At 62.8% G+C, this 21,226-nt stretch carries 18 protein-coding genes; 12 read left to right on the top strand and 6 right to left on the bottom strand.

What is annotated here, in order from left to right; all coding sequences use genetic code 11:
* The first annotated feature begins 67 nt into the window (after positions 1-67).
* Both N8H22_RS05480 and N8H22_RS05475 read left to right on the top strand, forming a co-directional pair.
* Positions 68-1,060 (top strand): helix-turn-helix domain-containing protein, encoded by a 993-nt coding sequence (locus N8H22_RS05480; protein ID WP_264589603.1) that lies wholly within the window; start codon positions 68-70, stop codon positions 1,058-1,060.
* A 121-nt stretch (positions 1,061-1,181) separates the two neighbouring features.
* A complete protein-coding gene (locus tag N8H22_RS05475) occupies positions 1,182-2,357 on the top strand; it encodes an MFS transporter (RefSeq protein WP_264589837.1) in 1,176 nt (391 codons plus the stop codon).
* On the opposite strand, the gene N8H22_RS05470 is transcribed toward N8H22_RS05475, so the two are convergent.
* The 4 genes from N8H22_RS05470 to N8H22_RS05455 all read right to left on the bottom strand — a co-directional run bounded on the left by N8H22_RS05470 (position 2,354) and on the right by N8H22_RS05455 (position 7,433).
* The gene (locus N8H22_RS05470; protein WP_264589602.1) at positions 2,354-3,325 is read right to left on the bottom strand and encodes a diguanylate cyclase; all 972 of its coding nucleotides are present in this window, start codon (positions 3,323-3,325) and stop codon (positions 2,354-2,356) included. The two genes, N8H22_RS05475 and N8H22_RS05470, sit on opposite strands and share 4 nt — an antisense overlap.
* A 2-nt stretch (positions 3,326-3,327) precedes the next feature.
* Entirely contained in the window at positions 3,328-4,311 is a 984-nt protein-coding gene (locus tag N8H22_RS05465) for a response regulator (RefSeq protein WP_264589601.1), read from the bottom strand.
* Positions 4,312-4,461: 150 nt separating this feature from the next.
* Positions 4,462-5,046, bottom strand: coding sequence for a Fe-S biogenesis protein NfuA (gene nfuA, locus N8H22_RS05460; protein ID WP_264589600.1), 585 nt, complete (start codon positions 5,044-5,046; stop codon positions 4,462-4,464).
* A 110-nt stretch (positions 5,047-5,156) separates the two neighbouring features.
* Entirely contained in the window at positions 5,157-7,433 is a 2,277-nt protein-coding gene (locus tag N8H22_RS05455; RefSeq protein ID WP_264589599.1) for a fatty acid cis/trans isomerase, read from the bottom strand.
* Positions 7,434-7,595: 162 nt separating this feature from the next.
* Here N8H22_RS05455 and metH point away from each other — a divergent pair, with 162 nt between their 5' ends.
* The gene (metH, locus tag N8H22_RS05450; RefSeq protein ID WP_264589598.1) at positions 7,596-11,288 is read left to right on the top strand and encodes a methionine synthase; all 3,693 of its coding nucleotides are present in this window, start codon (positions 7,596-7,598) and stop codon (positions 11,286-11,288) included.
* A gap of 54 nt (positions 11,289-11,342) precedes the next feature.
* Positions 11,343-11,669, top strand: a complete 327-nt coding sequence (locus tag N8H22_RS05445) for a DUF5629 family protein (RefSeq protein WP_264589597.1) — start codon at positions 11,343-11,345, stop codon at positions 11,667-11,669.
* A 313-nt stretch (positions 11,670-11,982) separates the two neighbouring features.
* On the opposite strand, the gene N8H22_RS05440 is transcribed toward N8H22_RS05445, so the two are convergent.
* On the bottom strand, positions 11,983-12,894 hold the full coding sequence (locus tag N8H22_RS05440) for a DMT family transporter (RefSeq protein ID WP_264589836.1): 912 nt from the start codon (positions 12,892-12,894) through the stop codon (positions 11,983-11,985).
* A 211-nt stretch (positions 12,895-13,105) separates the two neighbouring features.
* The gene (locus N8H22_RS05435) at positions 13,106-13,402 is read right to left on the bottom strand and encodes a DUF1883 domain-containing protein (protein WP_264589596.1); all 297 of its coding nucleotides are present in this window, start codon (positions 13,400-13,402) and stop codon (positions 13,106-13,108) included.
* 116 nt (positions 13,403-13,518) lie between these two features.
* On the opposite strand from N8H22_RS05435, the gene N8H22_RS05430 reads away from it, so the two are divergent.
* From N8H22_RS05430 to N8H22_RS05395, 8 genes are all read left to right on the top strand, one after another.
* Positions 13,519-14,667: an MFS transporter gene (locus N8H22_RS05430; RefSeq protein WP_264589595.1), complete on the top strand. Its 1,149-nt coding sequence runs from the start codon at positions 13,519-13,521 to the stop codon at positions 14,665-14,667.
* A 43-nt stretch (positions 14,668-14,710) separates the two neighbouring features.
* Complete coding sequence (locus N8H22_RS05425) at positions 14,711-15,745, top strand: RNA methyltransferase (RefSeq protein ID WP_264589594.1); 1,035 nt, start codon at positions 14,711-14,713, stop codon at positions 15,743-15,745.
* A 113-nt stretch (positions 15,746-15,858) separates the two neighbouring features.
* Positions 15,859-17,169, top strand: coding sequence for a leucine-rich repeat-containing protein kinase family protein (locus N8H22_RS05420; RefSeq protein ID WP_264589593.1), 1,311 nt, complete (start codon positions 15,859-15,861; stop codon positions 17,167-17,169).
* Between the two features lie 72 nt (positions 17,170-17,241).
* Entirely contained in the window at positions 17,242-17,697 is a 456-nt protein-coding gene (locus N8H22_RS05415; protein WP_264589592.1) for a 3-phosphoshikimate 1-carboxyvinyltransferase, read from the top strand.
* Between the two features lie 121 nt (positions 17,698-17,818).
* Complete coding sequence (locus N8H22_RS05410; RefSeq protein ID WP_264589591.1) at positions 17,819-18,352, top strand: Hsp20/alpha crystallin family protein; 534 nt, start codon at positions 17,819-17,821, stop codon at positions 18,350-18,352.
* Positions 18,353-18,481: 129 nt separating this feature from the next.
* The gene (locus tag N8H22_RS05405; protein WP_264589590.1) at positions 18,482-18,700 is read left to right on the top strand and encodes a DUF2970 domain-containing protein; all 219 of its coding nucleotides are present in this window, start codon (positions 18,482-18,484) and stop codon (positions 18,698-18,700) included.
* A gap of 359 nt (positions 18,701-19,059) precedes the next feature.
* On the top strand, positions 19,060-20,718 hold the full coding sequence (locus N8H22_RS05400; RefSeq protein ID WP_264589589.1) for a nitrite/sulfite reductase: 1,659 nt from the start codon (positions 19,060-19,062) through the stop codon (positions 20,716-20,718).
* The gene (locus tag N8H22_RS05395) at positions 20,702-21,202 is read left to right on the top strand and encodes a DUF934 domain-containing protein (RefSeq protein WP_264589588.1); all 501 of its coding nucleotides are present in this window, start codon (positions 20,702-20,704) and stop codon (positions 21,200-21,202) included. The genes N8H22_RS05400 and N8H22_RS05395 overlap by 17 nt, the downstream gene beginning before the upstream one ends.
* Positions 21,203-21,226: the final 24 nt, after the last annotated feature.

The following is a 21,226-nucleotide window of genomic DNA, read 5'->3' as shown; positions in this document are numbered from 1 at the left end:
GTGACTGACATTGTCGCCAAAGCAATCGGCGGCCACACTGCGCACATCTCTTCTCGCGAGGTGCGCCATGTCAGCTCGACGGACCATTGCCACGCTGGTTTTCCCCGACGTGATGAGCCTGGATGTCACCGGGCCCATGCAGGTGTTCGCCTCCGCCAACGTGGAGCGCGCCCGTCACGGGCTGCCGCCCTACTATGGGCTTCTCCTGCTCGGTGACGCGGTCGCTCCGGTGGCGACCTCCTGTGGCATCCGTCTATGCGTCGATGCCCGCTGGGATGACACCGATCCCCGTACGCTCGACACCCTGCTGGTGCCCGGCGGCGCCGGCGTCGATGCGCGGTGCGCCAATCGGCCCCTGCTCGATTGGCTCAGAGGTGCCGAGCCGGAAGTTCGCCGGCTCGGATCGGTGTGCTCGGGAGCCTTGCTGCTGGCTGCCACCGGCCTGCTGGACCAACACACGGCGACCACGCACTGGGCCGATGTCGAAAGGCTACAGCGCGAACACCCGGCAATCCGGGTAGAAGCTGATCGCCTGCATACCTACGATCCGCACGATCGCGCAACCGCCCACCTGTTCACCTCGGCAGGCGTGACCGCCGGTATCGATCTCGCCCTGGCCCTGGTGGAAGCTGACCTTGGCAGACCCATGGCACTGGCCGTCGCACGACGGCTGGTGATGTTCCTGCGCCGCCCGGGTGGCCAGGCACAGTTCAGCACCCTGCTGCCGGCTCACGGAAACGTGCTTTCGCGCCTGGCTGTGTTGCTGGAGTGGATTCCCGCACATCTGGGCGAAGATCTCTCCATTGAGGCGCTGGCACGACAAGCGCACGTCTCGCCCCGGACTCTGTGCCGGCTGTTCAATCACGAGCTCGGCGTCGGCCCGGGACGCTACATCGAACAGGTACGGCTGGAAACCGCTCGCAGCCTGTTGCTGGACGGCCAGGCGTCGATCACCACCGTAGCCCGCCTCACGGGCTACGGGCATCCGGAAAACATGCGCCGAACATTCCAGAAACACCTGGCGGTCAGTCCGCAGGAATACGCCGCGCGCTTCGCCTGATCGCACCAAACCTGGCGCTGCATCCGCCACCACCACAGAACACCACGGACGCATCCATCCGCCTGGTCCGTGCGGCTGCGCTCGCCCGGACGTTAGCCATCAAAGAAGGAGCCTTGCCATGCTGCTATTTCGCAACCCCTCGATCTTCCGCCTCTTCCTTGCCCAGGCGCTGTTCTGGACCTGTTCCATGATCGGCATCGCCCTGACGGCCCTGATCGGCTTGCAGCTGGCGCCGAGCAACGGGCTGGCTACGCTGCCCCTGACGCTGCTGGTACTCGGCAACCTGCTCGCTGTGCAGCCCCTGTCACAACGGATGCAGCTGCACGGCCGGCGCCACGGCTTCGTGCTCGGGGCATTGGCCGGCGTGCTCGGCGGCCTCCTGAGTGGCACGGGCGTATGGCAAGGCAGCTTCCTTCTGCTGTGTCTGGGGGCGTTGCCGCTGGGTATTTACCAGGCATCGGCGATGTTCTACCGGTTCGCCGCCATCGAGGCGGTTGGCGAACACGAGAAAGGCCGGGCGACTGCCTGCGTGATCGGCGGCGGCGTCTGCGCGGCGTTGCTGGCTCCCGGCCTGAGCGGCCTGGCTCGCGATGCGCTGGCAGTGCCCATCGTCGGCGCGTACCTGCTGATGGCAGCAGTTGCAGCGGCCGGACTGCTGGTGGTCGCCACACTACCGCCCGAGCGTAGCGTACCGATGGCTACGACGGCGCTGCGAATCAGTGTCCGCAGCCTGCTGACGCGGCCTGTGGTCCGCACCGCAATCATCACCACAGCCGTGGGTCACGGCCTGATGATCCTAGTGATGAACGCGGCACCGTTGGCGATGAGCTTCTGCGGACTCAGCCTGGATGACAGCGCGACGGTGATCCAGTGGCACCTGCTGGGGATGTTTCTGCCGGCGTTCGTTGCCGGACCGCTGGTGGATCGGTTCGGCAGCACACGCGTGGCGCTGGCGGGCGCGACGATCCTGGGTGTCAGCGCCATCATCGCCATGACCGGCGAGACGTTGCGCTTCTTCCTGATGAGCTCGTGCCTGCTGGGTATCGGCTGGAACCTCATGCTGGTCGCGGGCACCACCCTGCTCGGCAGCGGCCACCGTCCGCAGGAGCGCGCCGCCGCCCAGGGCCTGATGGAGTTGGCCAATGGCAGCACTGCGGCTGTCATGTCGTTCGCCTGCGGCCCGCTGATCAGCGGGCTGGGCTGGGCGCCGGTCAACGCCGGCATGCTGCTGGTGATACTGGTGAGTGTGGGCGTGCTGCTCGTCGGTCGGCGGCGTATTGCCGCGGCGGCGGCCTAGAGCCGCGACAACGGCGGACTGTGCAGCGTGACGCGATTGCGTCCGGAGGACTTCGATGCGTACAGCGCGTTGTCCGCCCACTCGATGAGCTGCGCATGGCTTGTACTGGGCTGGCTCAGATCAGCGATACCCAGGCTGATGGTGAAACGAATCGACCGCCCTTCGTACATCACTTCCTGCGCCTCGACGATCCGGCGCAGACGTTCGGCAAAGATCAGCGCACCCTGCTTGTCGGTATCGGGCAACAGCACGACGAATTCCTCGCCGCCGTAGCGGCCCGGCACATCGGAGTCGCGCATGGTTTCACGGATAAGCTCGGCGACCTGCTGGATGACGGCATCGCCCGCCTGATGGCCGTAGGTATCGTTGATCGCCTTGAAATGGTCGATGTCAAACATGACCAGCGCGGCCTGGCTGTCGTAGCGCCGATGTCGCGCATAGTCCTGGCGGAGAATCTCTTCCCAGTGGCCACGGTTATAGAGGCCGGTCAGGCGATCGGTACTCGACAGTCGCTGCAGTTCACGATTGGCTGCCTGCAACTGCAGGCGGTTAACCGCAACGTCGGTCACGTCGTAGATGATCAGGCAAACCTGTTCGATCGCGCCGCCGGTGCCCTTGAGCGGCAACAGCGTGGTGTTCTGGTACATGAAATCTTCCAGCCCGGTGATCGGCTGGTAGTTCTTGAAGCGCAACAGATACGGTCGCTGCTCCCAGATGGTGAACGACGGCGTGCCAAGTGTCGTCACGCTCTCTACCTTGCGCCGGAACCACTCCTCGTCGAGTTCGGGGAACAGCGCGAAGAACGACTGATGGCGCGCCGTTTCGGGAAGCACGCCGGAGCGGTTTTCCATGAAGGTATTCCACACCTCCACGCAGTAGTCGCGATCCAGCACGACGACGCCCACGTCGATACTCTGGACAATCGCCAGCAGCCAGTGGAATTCGCTCAGTTCGCTCGCGTCGGACATGCTCAGTTCATCAGGTAGGCAAGTTTGCGGGACAGCAGATCGAGCGAGTCCTCGGTAAACAGCAGCAGCAGATCGAAATGGATGTCGTGACCTTCCAGGCTGTAGCTGATCTCCACGGCCAGGGTTCGCTTCCAGCGCGGCTGGTTGAGGCGAATCAGCTCGTCGATCGAGGCATGCTGGCCGAGCACCTGTGGATGACCCTGGGAAAAGGTGACGCCGATCTGGTCGGCAATGCCGCTGAGGCAGGCGCTGATCAACAGGCTCGACAGGTCCAGCAGCATTTCCATCTCTCGGTAGTCCTGCCGACGCATCAAGCGCGCCATCTCGCTCACTTCCGAGTCATGAAACAACAGCAGCGCCTCGCCGGCTATGCCACCGCCGATATAGCCCTGGCAGACCGCCGTGAGCTTGTCGCCACGGGCAGCATCGGCCAGCGCCATGTGCAGTTCGCCCACTTCGAGAATGTTCACGTTGGGGATCGGCAGCTGAATGAATACGCCCAGCACCCGCGCCAACAGGGCCGCGGCACGCCCCATGGCAATGTTGACGACCTCGCGAAAGGCATCGCGAAAGCCGATGGTTTCCCCGCTGCCGCGCGTGACCAACGCGATCTGATCGTTCACCAGACCGAGGCTGGCGAGCGTCTGATACAGGTGCACGGGATCGGCAGGTTTGCGGATGAAGGCCAGCGCACCAAGCTCCAGCACTCGCCGTACGGCTTCGTCCTGAACGTCCGCCGAGACCACGATGGCTTTGCACGGCAGCTGTTCGCGACGCAAGGCGGCCAGCACCTGATAGCCATCCATTCCGGGCATGGTCAGATCCAGCACCAGCAGATCAACGCCACCTGCCCGGATCAGCTCCAGTGCCTCGGCGCCGGTTTCCACCTGAGTCACAGCGACGGGCCAGCCAGCCGGAAGCGCACGCAGCAACTGCTTGCGCGCCAGGTTGGAATCGTCGCAGATCAACAGGGAAATCGCGGACATGCGCGCGTGCGCTCCAAACCGACCAGTCGGGAAAACCGGGAGCTTATCTCAGTGCGAGCACGCTGTGGTGGCCATTTGCCAATATGTCGATGAAATGGCTTCTTTCGGACGACAGCCGTGGCGCGAAAACCGCACCACGGCGAGCTGAACTCAGTAGTAGGCGTTGTCGCGGTTGGTATGGTCGGTGACGTCGCGAACGCCCTTCAACTCAGGAATCCGCGCCAGCAGCGTCTTCTCGATGCCCTCCTTGAGCGTGACGTCCGCCTGGCCACAGCCCTGGCAACCGCCGCCGAATTGCAGCACCGCGATGCCCTCGTCGACCACGTCGATCAACGTCACCTGGCCGCCGTGGCTGGCCAACCCCGGGTTAATCTCGGTCTGCAGGTAATAGTTGATGCGCTCGTTCAGCGGGCTGTCCTCGTTGACCATCGGCACCTTGGCGTTCGGCGCCTTGATGGTCAGCTGACCGCCCATGCGATCGGTAGCGTAGTCAACCAACGCATCTTCGAGGAAAGGCTCGCTGGTGCCATCGATCCAGGCCGTGAAGCTCTTGAGCGCCAGCGCGATGTCGTCCGGCTTCTCCTCGCCCGGCTTGCAGTAGGCGATACAGGTTTCAGCATACGGGGTGCCCGGCTGGGTAATGAAGATGCGAATGCCGATGCCGGTGGTGTTCTGCTTCTCGAGCAGGTCGGCCAGATAATCGTGTGCAGCTTCGGTAATGGTGATCGCGCTCATGAGGACTCCTCGCAGATATGCGCGGCAGTGTACGCCAACCCTGGCTGCGGATAAAGTCCTAGTATTTTAGTAGGACTAATTTCGAGCGCCCCTGTTCACTTAGGCGCCCCTTACAGATTCTGGTAGCGATTCATGTCCAGAACCCCCGCCTCAATGGGCTCGGTTTCGCCAAGATAGCGTGTCAGGTCGTTGAAATAGAACCAGAACTGCGGATGGCTGCGACGCACGCCCCAGCGTTCGACCACCCGTTCGAAATCGTCACTGCTGCGCACCTGCTCCAGCGCAGTAACGAACGCCGGAGCCTCGCCGGCACCGAGGTTGAAGAGGAAGTTCGGATAGCTGCTGAGCACCCCCGGATACACCGTCAGCGTGTCCTGCCGCGGCTGGAAGCGCCAGTCTTCACCGAACATGAAGGCCACGTTGCTGTGCGCACGGTTGCGCAGCAGGCTGTACAGCTCACGGCGCCCATCAGCCAACTGAACGCGCAGCAAGGTCGCTTCCGGCAGATGTTCGATGACCGGCAAGCCAGCAGCCATCCGATTAGTGAGTCGGCTAAGCGCCTGTTCCGCCTGCTGCAACGGCACCGGCTGATCGGCGCGATAGCAATGCGTGCCCTGACAACGGTTAATCGGATCGGGCGCAGCATTGATGGGCGCAAAGCGCGTCAGCAGTTGTCGAGCCAGCGTCTGTTTGGGATTGACCCGCGGCAGGTCGAGCTTCGATGGCGTCTGCGTATCGATCGAGGTATAGGCCAGCAGCAGCTTCAACTGGCCGCCCTGCTCATACCAGCTGTCCAGAATCACCTGACGCGAAGCCGCCGGCAGCAGGCGCAGGAAATTCAGCTCGGCGCCGTTGCGGATCAGGTCGAAGTACAGACGCGTCTGCCCCTGGTGGGAAACATTACCGTAGACATCGAAGTTCACCACCAGCTGGTAATAGGTGCGCTCCAGCAACGGGTAGTCCATCCACCAGAGCGTTTGCGGCACTTCACCAATCAGGCCTTTACGTACCGAAGCGCTGTCGTGCTGGCGGAAGATGGATAGCAATGCATTGTCATTGCCGCTCCAGACGTGCGCCCACTCCGCCGGAGTCTCAGCGTAGGCCTGCATGCGCAGCTTTTCGTACTGGTTGCGCTTGCCGCGATAGATGTTCCAGAAACTCAGCAGCTCGCCGAGTTCGTCGAACTGCCCGGGCATCGCCAGCAGCGGTGTGGTCTTGGCCCGGTAGTCGGCATCGGTGAGATACCGGTCGTGCCGTGGATCCTGAAACAGCACCCAGAAGTTGTCGCGAATCACGTCGGTGGCGATCTGACCCCGACATACCGGCCCGCGGATGAAGGTGCGTACGAAGTACTCGGCGTTATCCAGCATGAACTGGTAACGCGCCTGCGGCGGAATCGCCTGGAAGGTCAGAAAGGGATTCGCCCGGTGCGCAGCACCGTATCCGGGCACCGCGTCGGCACGCCAGTCGCCGCTGAAGAACAGCTGCCTGACCCGCTCCAGGCGCGCCGCGCTGAGCGGATAGGTGATGTGCGTCTTGTGCACGATCACATCGCTGATCGGCCGCAGCCGGTAATGGAAATGCGTACCCGGATCCTCGTTGGGACGCCGCGTCGCGATTGGGTCGACCGGTTCGCCGCTCGGCGTGCGCGAGCGCACCAGCTGAAAGAAATGCCCACCGCCCTCACCCTCGAAATACAGATGGGCAAGGAACAGGTGCTCGTAGAGCCAGCGACTGACCAGCGCTTCGCGGGCACCGGGGGCATTCAGCAGGCGCTCCCACTGTTCGATCTGTTGCCGCTCGGAGGCAGAAGGCTGAATGCGTGACAGCTCCACTGGCGCACCCTGTTCTAGCCAGCGTTGCAGGGTCGAATACTCAGTGTCGGTCAAGCCAGTGACGGCGAACGGCATGCCGCCGTGTGGCCCCTTGGCTGCGTAGGCGGCGAACTCGTTCGGTAGCGGGCAGCTATTGTCCCGGCCGATGCCGATGTCCAGCTCTGCCGGCAGCTTGACGTGCGGTGGCAGCGGTTGGCTACGGCCCAGTTCCAGCATCCGCGCCATCAGCGCTGCCTGGCCGACCTGCGCGTCGAGCACCGAATGGAAGTCCTTGCGTCGCCAGCCGGCCTCATCAAGCGCGTCTAGAAAAAGCCGCGTCGTTTGCTGGGCCTTGACCCGCGTTCCGTCGTAGACCGGCAGCTTGGTGGAACCACGCTGCGCACCGTCGCCACTGCCGAGATTGAGCTGGCAAGGTGAGTCGTAACAGGCATGGCAGGCCACGCACTTGGCGGTGAAGATCGGCTGGATGTCGCGCGGATAGGAAAGCGTCTGCGCCTGCGCGCCCCCGCCCGACAGAAAGAGCAAGCAGCCGAGCCAGAAGCGGAAAGACATGATGAGTCACCTGGAAGAGAGCGAGCATTCTAAACAGGCAATCGGCAGACGGCTAACCCATCTGCAACATGAACAATATTCATGTAAAACTCCGAGAGCTGAAAAAGCGTGCAGCTTTGCTATCATTCGCGCTCTCTCGTTCCCGCTTCTCAGGTAGTCCCCATGTCCACTCGCAACGCCCGCCTGCAGGCCCTCCAGCAAGCCCTCAAGGAGCGCATTCTGATTCTCGACGGCGGCATGGGAACCATGATCCAGAGCTACAAGCTGCAGGAAGCGGACTACCGCGGCGCGCGCTTCGCCGACTGGCCGCAGGACGTCAAAGGCAACAATGACCTGCTGCTGCTCTCCCGTCCGGACGTGATCCAGGCCATCGAGAAGGCCTATCTGGACGCCGGCGCCGACATTCTCGAGACCAACACCTTCAACGCCACGCGTGTCTCCCAGGCCGACTACGGCATGGAAGAGCTGGTGTACGAGCTGAACGTCGAAGGCGCACGTCTGGCCCGTGAAGTGGCGGACGCCAAGACCGCCGAAACGCCGGATCGTCCGCGCTTCGTCGCTGGCGTACTCGGCCCGACCAGCCGCACCTGCTCCATTTCCCCGGACGTCAATAACCCTGGCTATCGCAACGTCACCTTCGACCTGCTGGTAGAGAACTACGTCGAGGCCACACGCGGCCTGATCGAGGGCGGCGCCGACCTGATCCTCATCGAAACAATCTTCGACACGCTCAATGCCAAGGCGGCCATCTTCGCCGTGCAGCAGGTGTTCGAGGACGAAGGCGTCGAACTGCCAATCATGATCTCCGGCACCATCACCGATGCCTCCGGCCGTACCCTGTCCGGGCAGACCACCGAAGCGTTCTGGAACTCGGTGCGCCACGCCAGGCCGATTTCCGTGGGCCTCAACTGCGCCCTCGGCGCCAAGGACCTGCGCCCGTATCTGGAAGAGCTGGCCAACAAGGCCGATACGCATGTCTCCGCCCACCCCAACGCCGGCCTGCCCAATGCCTTCGGCGAGTACGACGAAAGCCCGGCAGAAATGGCGGCGGTGGTCGAGGAGTTCGCTGCCTCTGGCTTTCTCAACATAATTGGCGGCTGCTGCGGCACCACGCCGGCGCATATCCAGGCGATCGCCGAAGCGGTGGCCAAGTACCCGCCGCGCGTCATTCCGGAGATTCCCAAGGCCTGCCGACTGTCCGGCCTGGAGCCCTTCACCATCGACCGCAGCTCGCTGTTCGTCAACGTCGGTGAACGCACCAACATCACCGGTTCCGCCAAGTTCGCCCGTCTGATCCGCGAGGAGAACTACACCGAGGCTTTGGAAGTCGCCCTGCAGCAGGTCGAAGCCGGCGCCCAGGTGATCGACATCAACATGGACGAGGGCATGCTCGACTCCAAGGCGGCCATGGTCACCTTCCTCAACCTGATCGCCGGCGAGCCGGATATCTCCCGCGTGCCGATCATGATCGACTCTTCCAAGTGGGAAGTGATCGAGGCGGGCCTCAAGTGCATCCAGGGCAAGGGCATCGTCAACTCGATCTCCATGAAGGAAGGCGTCGAGCAGTTCAAGCATCACGCCCATCTGTGCAAGCGCTACGGCGCTGCCGTGGTGGTCATGGCCTTCGACGAAGCCGGCCAGGCCGATACCGCCGCGCGCAAGCGCGAGATCTGTCAGCGCAGCTACGACATCCTGGTCAACGAAGTGGGCTTCCCGCCGGAAGACATCATCTTCGACCCGAACATCTTCGCCATCGCCACCGGTATCGAGGAGCACAACAACTACGCGGTCGACTTCATCGAGGCCTGTGCCTTCATTCGCGACAACCTGCCCTATGCGTTGACCTCGGGCGGCGTCTCCAACGTGTCGTTCTCCTTCCGTGGCAACAACCCGGTGCGCGAAGCGATCCACTCGGTGTTCCTGTTCCATGCGATCAAGGCGGGCCTGACCATGGGCATCGTCAACGCCGGCCAGCTGGAAATCTACGACGAGATCCCGAAGGAGCTGCGTGACGCGGTGGAGGACGTAGTGCTCAACCGCAGCGCAGGCGGCACTGAAGCGCTGCTGGAGATCGCCGACAAGTACAAGGGCGACGGCGCCGTCAAGGAAGCCGAGACCGAGGAATGGCGCAACCTGCCGGTGGACAAGCGCCTGGAGCACGCGCTGGTCAAGGGCATCACCGCCTTCATCGTTGAGGACACCGAAGAGTGCCGCCAGCAGTGCGCGCGGCCGATCGAGGTCATCGAAGGTCCGTTGATGAGCGGCATGAACGTGGTCGGCGACCTGTTCGGCGCCGGCAAGATGTTCCTGCCGCAGGTGGTGAAATCCGCCCGCGTGATGAAGCAGGCCGTGGCGCACCTGATTCCCTTCATCGAAGCGGAGAAAGGCGACAAGCCGGAAGCCAAGGGCAAAATCCTGATGGCGACCGTCAAAGGCGATGTGCACGACATCGGCAAGAACATCGTCGGCGTGGTGCTCGGCTGCAACGGCTACGACGTGGTCGACATGGGCGTGATGGTGCCGGCGGAGAAGATCCTGCAGACCGCCATCGCCGAGAAGTGCGACATCATTGGCCTATCTGGTCTGATCACCCCGTCGCTGGACGAGATGGTCCACGTCGCCCGCGAGATGCAGCGCCAAGGGTTCAGCCTGCCCTTGATGATCGGCGGCGCCACGACCTCCAAAGCGCACACCGCGGTGAAGATCGACCCGCACTACAAGAATGACGCGGTGGTCTACGTCACCGACGCCTCGCGCGCGGTCGGCGTCGCCACCACGCTGCTGTCCAAGGAACTCAAGCCGACCTTCGCCGAGAAAACCCGCGAAGAGTACGCCATGATCCGCGAGCGCACCGCCAACCGCAGCGCGCGCACCGAGCGCCTGAGCTATGCCCAGGCCGTCGCCAACAAGCCGCAGTTCGACTGGGCCGGCTATACGCCAGTCAAGCCGACATTCACTGGCCGCCAGGTGCTGGAAGATATCGACCTGCGCACCCTCGCCGAGTACATCGACTGGACGCCGTTCTTCATCGCCTGGGACCTCGCCGGCAAGTACCCGCGCATTCTCGAGGACGAAGTGGTCGGCGAAGCGGCCACCGCACTGTTCAGCGATGCCCAGGCCATGCTGAACAAGCTGATCGACGAGAAGTTGATCCGCGCCCGCGCGGTGTTTGGCTTCTGGCCGGCCAACCAGGTGCAGGACGATGACCTGGAAGTGTACGGCGACAATGGCGAGAAGCTGGCCACTTTGCATCATCTGCGCCAGCAGATCATCAAGCCGGACGCCAAGCCGAACCTGTCGCTGGCCGACTTCGTCGCGCCGAAGGATAGCGGCATCACCGACTATGTAGGCGGCTTCATCTGTACCGCCGGCATCGGCGCCGAGGAGCTGGCCAAGTCCTATCAGGACAAGGGCGACGACTACAACTCGATCATGGTCAAGGCGCTCGCCGACCGCCTCGCCGAGGCCTGCGCCGAATGGCTGCACGAGCAGGTGCGCAAGCAGTACTGGGGCTACGCCAAGGACGAGCAGCTGAGCAACGAGGAGCTGATCCGCGAGCAGTACAAGGGCATCCGCCCTGCCCCCGGCTATCCGGCCTGCCCGGACCATACCGAGAAAGGCACGCTGTTCCAGCTGCTGGATGCCGACGGCATCAGCCAGGTAACGCTCACCGAGCACTACGCCATGCTGCCAACCGCGGCCGTCAGCGGCTGGTATTTCGCCCATCCCGAGGCGCAGTATTTCGCCGTCGGCAAGATCGACAAGGATCAGGTGGAAAGCTACAGCCAGCGCAAGGGTCAGGAGCTGGCCGTCAGCGAGCGCTGGCTGATGCCGAACCTGGGCTACGACAACTGATCTCGACGCGGGCGTTTCCCGGCGCCCGCGTTCGTTCCACGGAGCAAGTGCACCATGTCATCCGAAACACCGCTGCTGATCGACGAACTCGAAGATGCCGACATGCTGATCGTCGACGGCCTGCATGCCTGGCAGTTCACACTCGACGAAGCCGTGCTGGACCAGGCCGACGCGGCTGCCGAAGCCGACCAGCCGTTCGCCAGCGAAGCCACCTTGCTGACCATCGACCTGGTGGATGGCCGCAGCCGCCGCCAGTGGCAATTCAGCTACAACCAGATCATGGAAGCCCAGCGCGACGCCGACGGCGAAAGCTGGCTGCTGGAAGGCCCGCACCGCCTGCAATGCCTTGCCGCCATCGGCGGTGAAGATGAGGCCGAGTAAGCATCTTCCAGGCCCCGGCTAGGCGCCCCGACTGTCCGCAGTTGCGCGAGTACCCGCCTCGCCGACCAGCATCAGCTACGCATGCGCAAGCAACACCAGAATAAGCGCCAATCCACGAAGAAACTGAATATTGCGGTTCCTGCCATGCTGGGTTGCGGTATCGCTCATAAGAAAAACGACCTGTTTCCCATGAGCCGGTGACGGCGTATCGGCCACGCCGTCCAGGACCCTCCTTCAGTCCAGGGCTCACTGCCAACCTCGTCGCCTCCCTTTCGACCATTGCCTGCTCCAGACCTGTGTCCGGCGCTGATGTTCAACGGGACAGACGGTCGGCACCCTCAACGACGCGCCGGGTCGCCAGTGGTTCCTTCTCGCCACGCAGCAGCAGAGCGATGGCGAGCAGCACCAAGACGCTACCAGGCAACCAATGCCAGCCGATACGCGCCGGCTGTCCTAGGAAGAGCAGGAGCATCGACACGAACGGCACCAGGTAGCTGTAGGCGGTTACCGCCCCGGGCGTCAGCAGCGCAGTAGCGCGCTGCTGCAGGAAGAAGGTCATGGCACTGGAGAACACGCCCAGATAGGCCACCAGAAGGAAGTCGAACCCACGCATGCGCAGCAGGCTCGCCGGCGTCTCCAGGCTAAGCCCCAGCAGGCCGATGAGCAACGCCCCGGTTGCCAGACTCCAGAACGTGCGCAGCCCGGCCTCGCGTGGCAGCGTTCCACGTGCCAGGCCCCATTTGCTCAGCACGGGATACAAGGCCGACGCGATGCAACCAATAAAGAACCACAGCTCGCCAGTGCCCAGTTGCAGGCCGTCGAAATGACCACCGTTTTCCGCCCAGGCCAGCCCCAGCGCCCCGGTGGCGCCGAGCGCGAGGATCGCCAGCAGGCGCCCGGCTGGCTGCTCCACCCCCAGGCCACGGCCCAGCCCGTAAGCCAGCAGCGGCACGCTGACGAACAGTGTCGCCATCGACAATGCCGTCACCCGATGGGCAACCCAGAACATCGCGCCGAAGAAGCCTGCGAGGCAGAGGCCCATCAGCGCATAGAGCAGCATGGTCGTGAGACGTGGCAGCCCGACACTCTGCCGCCAGGCGAGCGGCGCCAGCACCAGCGCCGCGATACTGAAACGCAGCGCAGTCAGCAGCAGCGGCGGCAAGCCTTCACTGAGCAGACCCACCGCTGGAAACGAAAGCCCGACGAACAGCGACCAGAGCAGCATCCCGAGGTGCGCACGTGTTGTTCCGCGACTGATCTCAGACACGCTCTCCGCCCTTGGCCATCACTACGTGGCGCACCGCACCCACGCGGCATAGGGTAACCACAGCGCCAGCAACCACGTGCGCAACGCGCAGCAGACCTGCGGCATGATTCGTTCGGGTTGTCTGCGCTGTCTCCACAAGTACTCCCTCCTTTCCGTGCCCCAACAGTTGCTAACGTGAGGTGGACCGACGAATGACCTTGATCGAGTACTTGAGGTTCGGTTTGCGCGTCACGCTGATCGGCCGGCGTGTCACGGTATCGATCGTGATGTTCCAGAACCCCGAGCTGGGCACGACGATCTTCGCCGGAAACCGATCGAAGGCGCCGCCGTGGTAGGTATGGCGTCCACCATTCTTGAAGCTGCGGAAGTTCGCATCGTTCATCAGGCGGATGTTGCAGGTCTGCGAGCACTCGATGACGACGATGTCGTCCTCATTGAGCTGCTCGCGCTGGTGTATGAACTTCATCGACTAACTCCGCAGGTTCCTGCCGGCAAAGCGAGACGATAGCATGAGCCCCCTTTGGCGGTTGCCGCACCAGCGCGGAAATACCCCATCCACTCCTTATGCAAGGACCGTCGCGCATGCCTGCGCCGTCGTCAGCCACCGACCTCACCTCGCCACTCGTGCGACGCGCTACCCGCTGCGGCTTCTTCATGGCCGGCTTCGGCCTGTCGGTCTGGGCGCCGCTGGTGCCCTATGTACGCCAGCGGATCGAGATGAGTGACGCGCTGTTCGGCCTGTTGCTGCTGTGCATCGGCATCGGCTCGCTGAGCTGGATGCCGGTGTCGGGACTGCTGGTGGCGCGCTGGGGCATTCGACCGGTGATCCTGGGTTGCGTCGCCCTGCTGGCCCTGGCATTGACGGGCATGGCGCTGAGCAGCTCAGTCTGGCTGTTGGCGCTCGCGCTGTTCTGTTTCGGTGGCAGCCTCGGCGTGCTGGATATCGTGCTCAACATCCAGTCTCTGCTGGTGGAGGGCGCGCTGGGGCGCCGCATGATGTCGAACTTTCACGGCATGTTCAGCCTCGGCTCGATCAGCGGTGCACTGGCGTTGACCGCCCTGCTCACGCTCGGCGTCTCCGCCGAAGCAGGCAGCCTGCTGATGATCGCGCTGATCGTGGCGACCAATCTGGCGGTGATGCGCGGTTTCGTTCGCAATCGCGCACCTGGCGGAGGCGTGGCCTTCGTACGTCCCAGCGGCCTGGTACTGCTGGTGGGGCTCTTGTGCTTCGTGGTCTATCTGGCCGAGGGCGCCGTGCTCGACTGGAGCGCGCTGTTTCTGACCGCCGACAAGAATCTTGAGACGGCCAAGGGTGGCCTTGGCTACGCCAGCTTCGCACTGATGGTGACTGTCGGCCGGTTCGCCGGTGGGCCAATCGTCAACAGCCTCGGCACAGCGCGAGTTATCGCCTTTGGCGGAGTGCTCGCCGCCGCCGGTATTGCGCTGAGCATCCTCGCCGACCACTGGGCACTCGCGCTACTCGGCTACGGCCTATGCGGGCTGGGCTGCGCCAACGTCTCGCCGGTGCTGATCTCTGCGCTCAGTCGGCAGGACGCCATGCCCGTACATCTGGCTGTTACTGCCGCGACGACCGTCGGCTTTGCCGGAGTGCTAGCCGGCCCCGCGCTGATCGGCATGATCGCCCATTACAGTTCCCTCGCCGTGGCTTTCGGCGTGCTGGCGGCGATGCTGTTGAGCATCGCTCTGGGCAGTCGTCGTTTCGCCGATTAGCCAACTGCCCTTTCTCCCTGAGCCCCGCTAGAATGCGCGCCCTATGCGTATCCTCGACGTCCAGCAGCGCTTCGCCGAACTCGGCGCCAAACCCCGGCATATCGGGCGGATGACCCGCGCCTGGTTGCAAGGTCAGCCGCTGGAGGTGGGTCGTCGCCAACAGCAGGCGCAGGACTTCCTGCCTCTGAGCGTACGTGAGGGCCTGCCGCAGTTGGGCCTTGAACTGGACAGGCTGGCGCGCCTGCGCTCCGAGCATCCGGCGGCGGATGGCTCGGCCCGCCTGCTGGTGGAACTGGCCGACGGGCAGATGGTGGAAAGCGTGCTGCTGCCACGCGACGGCCTGTGCGTGTCCAGCCAGGTCGGTTGCGCGGTGGGCTGTGTGTTCTGCATGACCGGCAAGAGCGGCCTGCTGCGCCAGCTGGGCAGCGCCGAGATCGTCGCGCAGGTTGCTCTCGCTCGCCGCTTTCGACCGGTGAAGAAGGTCGTATTCATGGGCATGGGCGAGCCGGCGCACAACCTCGACAACGTGCTCGAAGCCATCGATCTGCTGGGCACCGATGGCGGCATCGGTCACAAGAATCTGGTGTTCTCCAGCGTCGGCGATCTACGCGTGTTTGAACGGCTGCCGCAGCAGCAGGTCAAGCCGGCCCTTGCCCTCTCCCTCCACACGACCGACGCCGAACTGCGTCAGGCATTGCTACCTCGGGCGCCACGCCTCGATCCACAAGAACTGGTCGAACTGGGCGAAGCCTATGCGCGCCAGACCGGCTTCCCCATTCAGTATCAGTGGACGCTGCTCAAGGGCATCAACGACAACCAGGAGGAGATGGACGGTATCCTGCGCCTGCTCAAGGGCAAGTACGCGGTGATGAACCTGATCCCCTACAACAGCCTGGAAGATGACGAGTACCAGCGCCCTGACGGGGAGCGCATCGTGCAGATCGTGCGCTACCTGCACAGCCGCGGCGTACTGACCAAGGTACGCAATTCCGCCGGACAGGACATCGACGGCGGCTGCGGCCAGTTACGCGCCCGCGCCGAACAAGTGCTCGTCCGCCGCGCGCCACGGGTGAGCTGAGCCAGCGCACTACTGTGCGCCGGAACGCCTGGCATCGCTCACTGTCCCAGCCAGGCACCTTTACCGCGCCGGCTTTGTGCATCGGCCCCCGCCAGCAAGGAAGCCACCACCGTATGCATACCTTGGAGCAACTCAAGCGCGGCGAACTGACCGGCATCACTCGCCTGGATTTGGCGGCCGGTCTGCGGGAGTTTCCGGAGGAGATTTTTGCGCTGGCGGATACCCTGGAAGTACTCAATCTGTCCGGCAATCAACTGAGCCAGCTGCCGGCCGACCTGTCGCGGCTGCGTCGCCTGCGCATCCTGTTCTGCTCCGACAATGCCTTTACCCGTGTGCCGGAATGCCTCGGCGATTGCTCCCAGCTGGAAATGGTCGGTTTCAAGGCCAATCGCATCGCACATCTGCCCGCCGCCGCGCTGCCGCCCGCATTGCGCTGGCTGATCTTGACCGACAACCTGTTACCCAGCATCCCGGCCGAACTCGGTGAGTGCACCCGCTTGCAGAAGCTGATGCTGGCCGGCAACAAGTTGCGATCGCTGCCCGAGCAGCTCGCGGCCTGCCGTGCACTCGAACTGCTGCGCATCGCCGCCAACCATTTCGAGGCGCTTCCCGAATGGTTGCTGCGCATGCCACGACTTGCCTGGCTGGCATTCGCCGGCAACCCGTTCAGCGACGCGCAGCAAGTCCGCGCGCTGGGCGAACATCCGTTACCAGCGGTGGCTCGCGAGCGGCTCGAGCTGCACGAGGTACTCGGCCAGGGTGCATCCGGGGTCATCCATCGGGCCAGCTGGAACGCCCCGCACGGAGCGCAGCCGATGGCCGTCAAATTGTTCAAGGGCAACCTCACCAGCGATGGCCTGCCGCAGAGCGAAATGGCTGCCTGCGTCGCGGCCGGCACGCATCCCAATCTGATCGAGGTCATCGGCCCGCTGACCGTGCAATATGGGAGCGCCAACGGGCTCCTTATGGAACTGGTCCCGCCGACCTTCCAACCATTGGCCGGACCGCCCTCACTGGCCAGCTGCACGCGCGACTGCTATGCCCCCGAGCGCCAGTTCAGTATCGACCAGTTATTACGGATCGCGCGTGGCGCCGCCTCGGCGGTCACGCATCTGCACGCGCGCGGCATTCTGCATGGCGATTTCTACGCTCACAATTTGCTGGTCGAAGCGAGCGGCGAATGCCTGCTCAGTGATTTCGGCGCTGCCTCGTTCTTCCAGGCAGGCAGTCCTACCGGGCATGCACTGCAACGCATCGAAGTACGCGCCTTTGGACATCTGATCGAGGAGCTGCTGCAGCGCTGCGCAACAGAGCAAGATCCCCGACTTGGACCGCTCATCCGCCTGCAGCAGGAATGCGTGCTCGAAGACAGCTCAGCACGCCCCAGCTTCGCCGCGCTGGCCGCCCGCCTCGCGGATATCTGACCAGCTGCCTGCTCGAAGCCGGTAGCAGGCCCGTACACTGCAGAACGCCAGTCAATCGAAACGGATGCTTCCATGCAGTCACCCGAATCTCCGCGCGGCGAACCCCGCCCCCCTTACCCTGCCCCTTTCGCAACGCCCGCATTGGATGACGACCCATTCGTCAAAGGACTCAAGCGCCGTCTGCCAGAGAACCTGCGCGAATCGTTCAGTGACGAGCAGCTCGAGGCGTTGCGCGGGGTATTCGGCGCTCGTTCGTGGGTCAAGCACAAGATCGACCTGCGCGGCACGCTGCGACTGCTCGGCGATCAGTACTATTTCGCCATCCTCGCCGGTCGCAACAAGCGCAACCATTCACGTCCCGGCCAGCATCTCTCGCTGACCGCCAAGGCGGCGCTGGCGACACTTTTTCTGCTGTTCAGCACCCTGGTCGGTCTGGTGATTCTCTATCTGCTCAAGTCGGCGCTGGGCATCAATCTGCTGCCCAACTTCTCGCTCGGCCTGTGGGACTGGTTCCGGGCGACGTTCTGATCCGCTCGGCGGCGCTCATTGCATGGTCATGCCGGCGGATTGATCGGGATCAAACTCTGATTCGGAGCGGCGACCACAATGATTTTGCTTTACGCATCCAAGCGCTTATGGAGGTTACGAAATGACTGATACGTCGAATAAGCCTGCAGCGAGTGAAGGAAAAGAGGCCGGGGCTCAGCCTCCAGCCACTCACGAAACGTGGCGCCCCTTCGAAACCCTGCGGCACCAGATCGACCGTCTATTCGACGATTTCGATCGTTCCTGGCACCGCCCCGCCCGCCAAGGGCTGGAAACCACGCCGTTCTGGCAGGGCGGACTCTCCCGCATGCCCGCGGTTGATGTAGTGGAGAAGGACAATGCCTTCGAGATCACCGCCGAAGTACCCGGCATGGATCAGAAGGACATCGAGGTCAAGCTAGTCGGGGACACGCTGGTGATCAAGGGCGAGAAACGTCAGGAACGTAAGGAGGATAAACAGGGCTACCACCTCTCCGAGCGCTCGTATGGCAGCTTCCAAAGGAGTTTTGCCCTGCCCGATGGCGTCGACCGTGACCAGATCGACGCCAAGTTCGGCAAGGGTGTGCTCTCGCTAACGCTGCCGAAGAAGCCCGGCACTTCCGCGAACGAAAAGAACATCTCGATCAAGACTGATTGACAAGAAACCCTTGGCGGATCGGTTCGACCGATGCGTCAAGGGTGCACGCTGTCGGAGCATTCCGGCGCCAATCCCGCAATCCGCTCGCTCGACTAGACTTCAGCAAAAGCCACAGCGCGAGCGAGCACAATGAACGAAGATAATCAGGACAAGCCTCTAACCTTGCGCCAGATGCTGCAAAGCGTGCTTGCCGCAGCACTGGGCGTACAGAGTGGCAAGAATCGCGCCCGCGATTTCGCCCAGGGCAAACCCGGTCAGTTCATTCTGCTGGGTGTCGGCTTCACCGTTCTATTCGTGCTCATCCTCCTTGCCCTGGTCAAACTGGTGCTCTTTCTGGCGGGGCTATAGCAGCTTCCGCACGTTACTGATGCCCGACCCAGAAGATGGCTGTAGCCACCGCCAGGACGATCAGGCTGAGAATGGCCGCCGCATCCACCAGGCTGTCACGATGGGAAGACCCAGAACGATCATTCATGTTGTTCTCCTTTTTATAGAACAAGGCGTTTTTGCACTAAGCAGTAAAGACCACGTGATAACCCCGCACCAATCAATTATCCGGCAGTGTCAGGGTCGGGGGTTTCGTTCTAAACATATTCCCAAACATCACTTTTGCGCATAACCACGAGCTGGTATCTTGCCGCCCTCCCGCTAAGGGTGCGCGGCCGTGCGCGCGACAAGCTGTAGCCAGCCTGAGAACAGGACACTTCATGTACGTTTACGACCAGTACGATCAACACATCATCGAGGATCGCGTTCGTCAGTTCCGCGATCAGACTCGCCGCTTCCTGGCGGGCGAGCTCGGTGGTGAGGAATTCCGCCCGCTGCGTCTGCAGAATGGCCTTTATATTCAGCGTTTCGCGCCAATGCTGCGTATCGCTGTGCCGTACGGTCTGCTGTCGTCAACCCAGCTGCGCAAGCTGGCGCATATCGCCCGTCGTTACGACAAGGGCTATGCCCACATCAGCACCCGGACCAACGTGCAATTCAACTGGCCGGAGCTCGAGGAGGTACCAGAGATCCTCGCTGAACTGGCCACCGTGCAGATGCATGCGATCCAGACCAGCGGCAACTGCATCCGCAACACCACGACCGATCAGTTCGCCGGGGTTGCCAAGGATGAGCTGATCGATCCTCGGCCTTGGTGTGAAATCATCCGTCAGTGGTCGACGTTCCATCCCGAGTTCGCCTTCCTGCCACGCAAGTTCAAGATCGCCGTCAACGGCGCCGCCAGTGATCGTGCGGCCATCGAGGTGCATGACATTGGCCTGGAGGCCGTCCGCAATGATGCCGGCGAGCTGGGCTTTCGCGTGTCGGTCGGCGGCGGCCTGGGCCGTACGCCGATCGTCGGCAGCTTCATCAACGAATTCCTGCCGTGGCAGCACTTGCTGAGCTATCTTGATGCGATCCTGCGGGTATACAACCGCTATGGTCGTCGGGATAACAAGTTCAAGGCGCGCATCAAGATTCTGGTCAAGGCGCTGACGCCGGAAGTCTTTGCCGAGCGCGTCGCGGCTGAATGGGCGCATCTGAAGGATGGCCCGACCACCCTGACCAACGCAGAAGTCGAGCGTGTCAGCCGGTTCTTCGTCGATCCCGCCTACAAGGTGCTGGACGATCAGGACGAAGCCCTGGCGGCACTGGATGCGCAGCACCCGGGCTTCGCCCGTTGGCGCCAGCGCAATGTGGTCGCACACAAACAGCCAGGTTACGCAGCGGTGACGCTTTCGCTGAAGAGCACCGGTACCGCACCCGGCGATGTCACCGACAAACAGCTTGAAGCAATTGCCGACCTGGCCGATCGCTACAGCTTCGGCGAAGTGCGCAACTCTCATGAACAGAACATGATCCTCGCCGACGTAGAGCAATCCAAGCTGTTCGAGCTTTGGCATGAGCTGCGCGAACTGGGTGTAGCAACGCCGAACATCGGGCTGCTGACCGATATCATCTGCTGCCCGGGCGGTGACTTCTGTTCGCTGGCCAATGCCAAGTCGATTCCGATCGCCGAAGCCATCCAGCGTCGTTTCGACGACATGGACTACCTGTTCGACATCGGCAACATCGACCTGAATATCTCCGGATGCATGAATGCCTGCGGTCATCACCACATCGGCCACATCGGGATTCTTGGTGTCGACAAGAAAGGCGCGGAGTTCTATCAAGTCTCCCTGGGTGGCAGCTCCGGCCGCAATGCCAGTCTCGGTCAAATCCTCGGTCCGTCCTTTGCCCAGGATGCGATGCCCGACGTGATCGAAAAGCTCATCAGCGTCTACGTGGAGCGTCGCACCGAAGATGAACAGTTTATCGACACCTTCCGCCGCATCGGCATCGACCCCTTCAAGGAGCGTGTATATGCAGCGAATCATTAAGAACGGCCAGATCATCGACGAAACCTGGCATCTGCTGCCCAAGGAAGAAACCTTGGACGGATTGTCCAACTGCGATGACCTGATCGTGCCACTGCACCTGTGGGTCGATCATGCCCATGCACTCAAAGTGCGTGATGGCGGCCTCGGCGTCTGGCTGGATGCCGACGAAGCTGTGGAAGAAATTGCCGACGATTTACAGTATTTTCAGGTCATTGCGCTCAATTTCCCGGCATTCACCGATGGACGCCACTACTCCAGCGCGCGCCTGCTACGCGAACGCTATGGCTACAAGGGGGAAATTCGCGCGATCGGCGATGTACTGCGCGACCAGTTGTTTTTCATGCGTCGCTGCGGCTTCGATGCCTTCGCAATCCGTCCCGACCGTGACCCGGAAGACGCCCTGCAGGGGCTGAAGGACTTTTCGGTGACCTATCAGGCGGCGGCCGACGATGCGCTACCGTTGTTTCGTCGACGCCAAGGTTGAGCATTCGCTAGCATGAAAAAACCC

The sequence above is a fragment of the Stutzerimonas sp. S1 genome (genome assembly GCF_025966695.1).
GTDB lineage: Bacteria > Pseudomonadota > Gammaproteobacteria > Pseudomonadales > Pseudomonadaceae > Stutzerimonas.
Note: the sequence above shows the minus strand (reverse complement) of the source record. Positions and strands in the feature narration are given on the sequence as shown.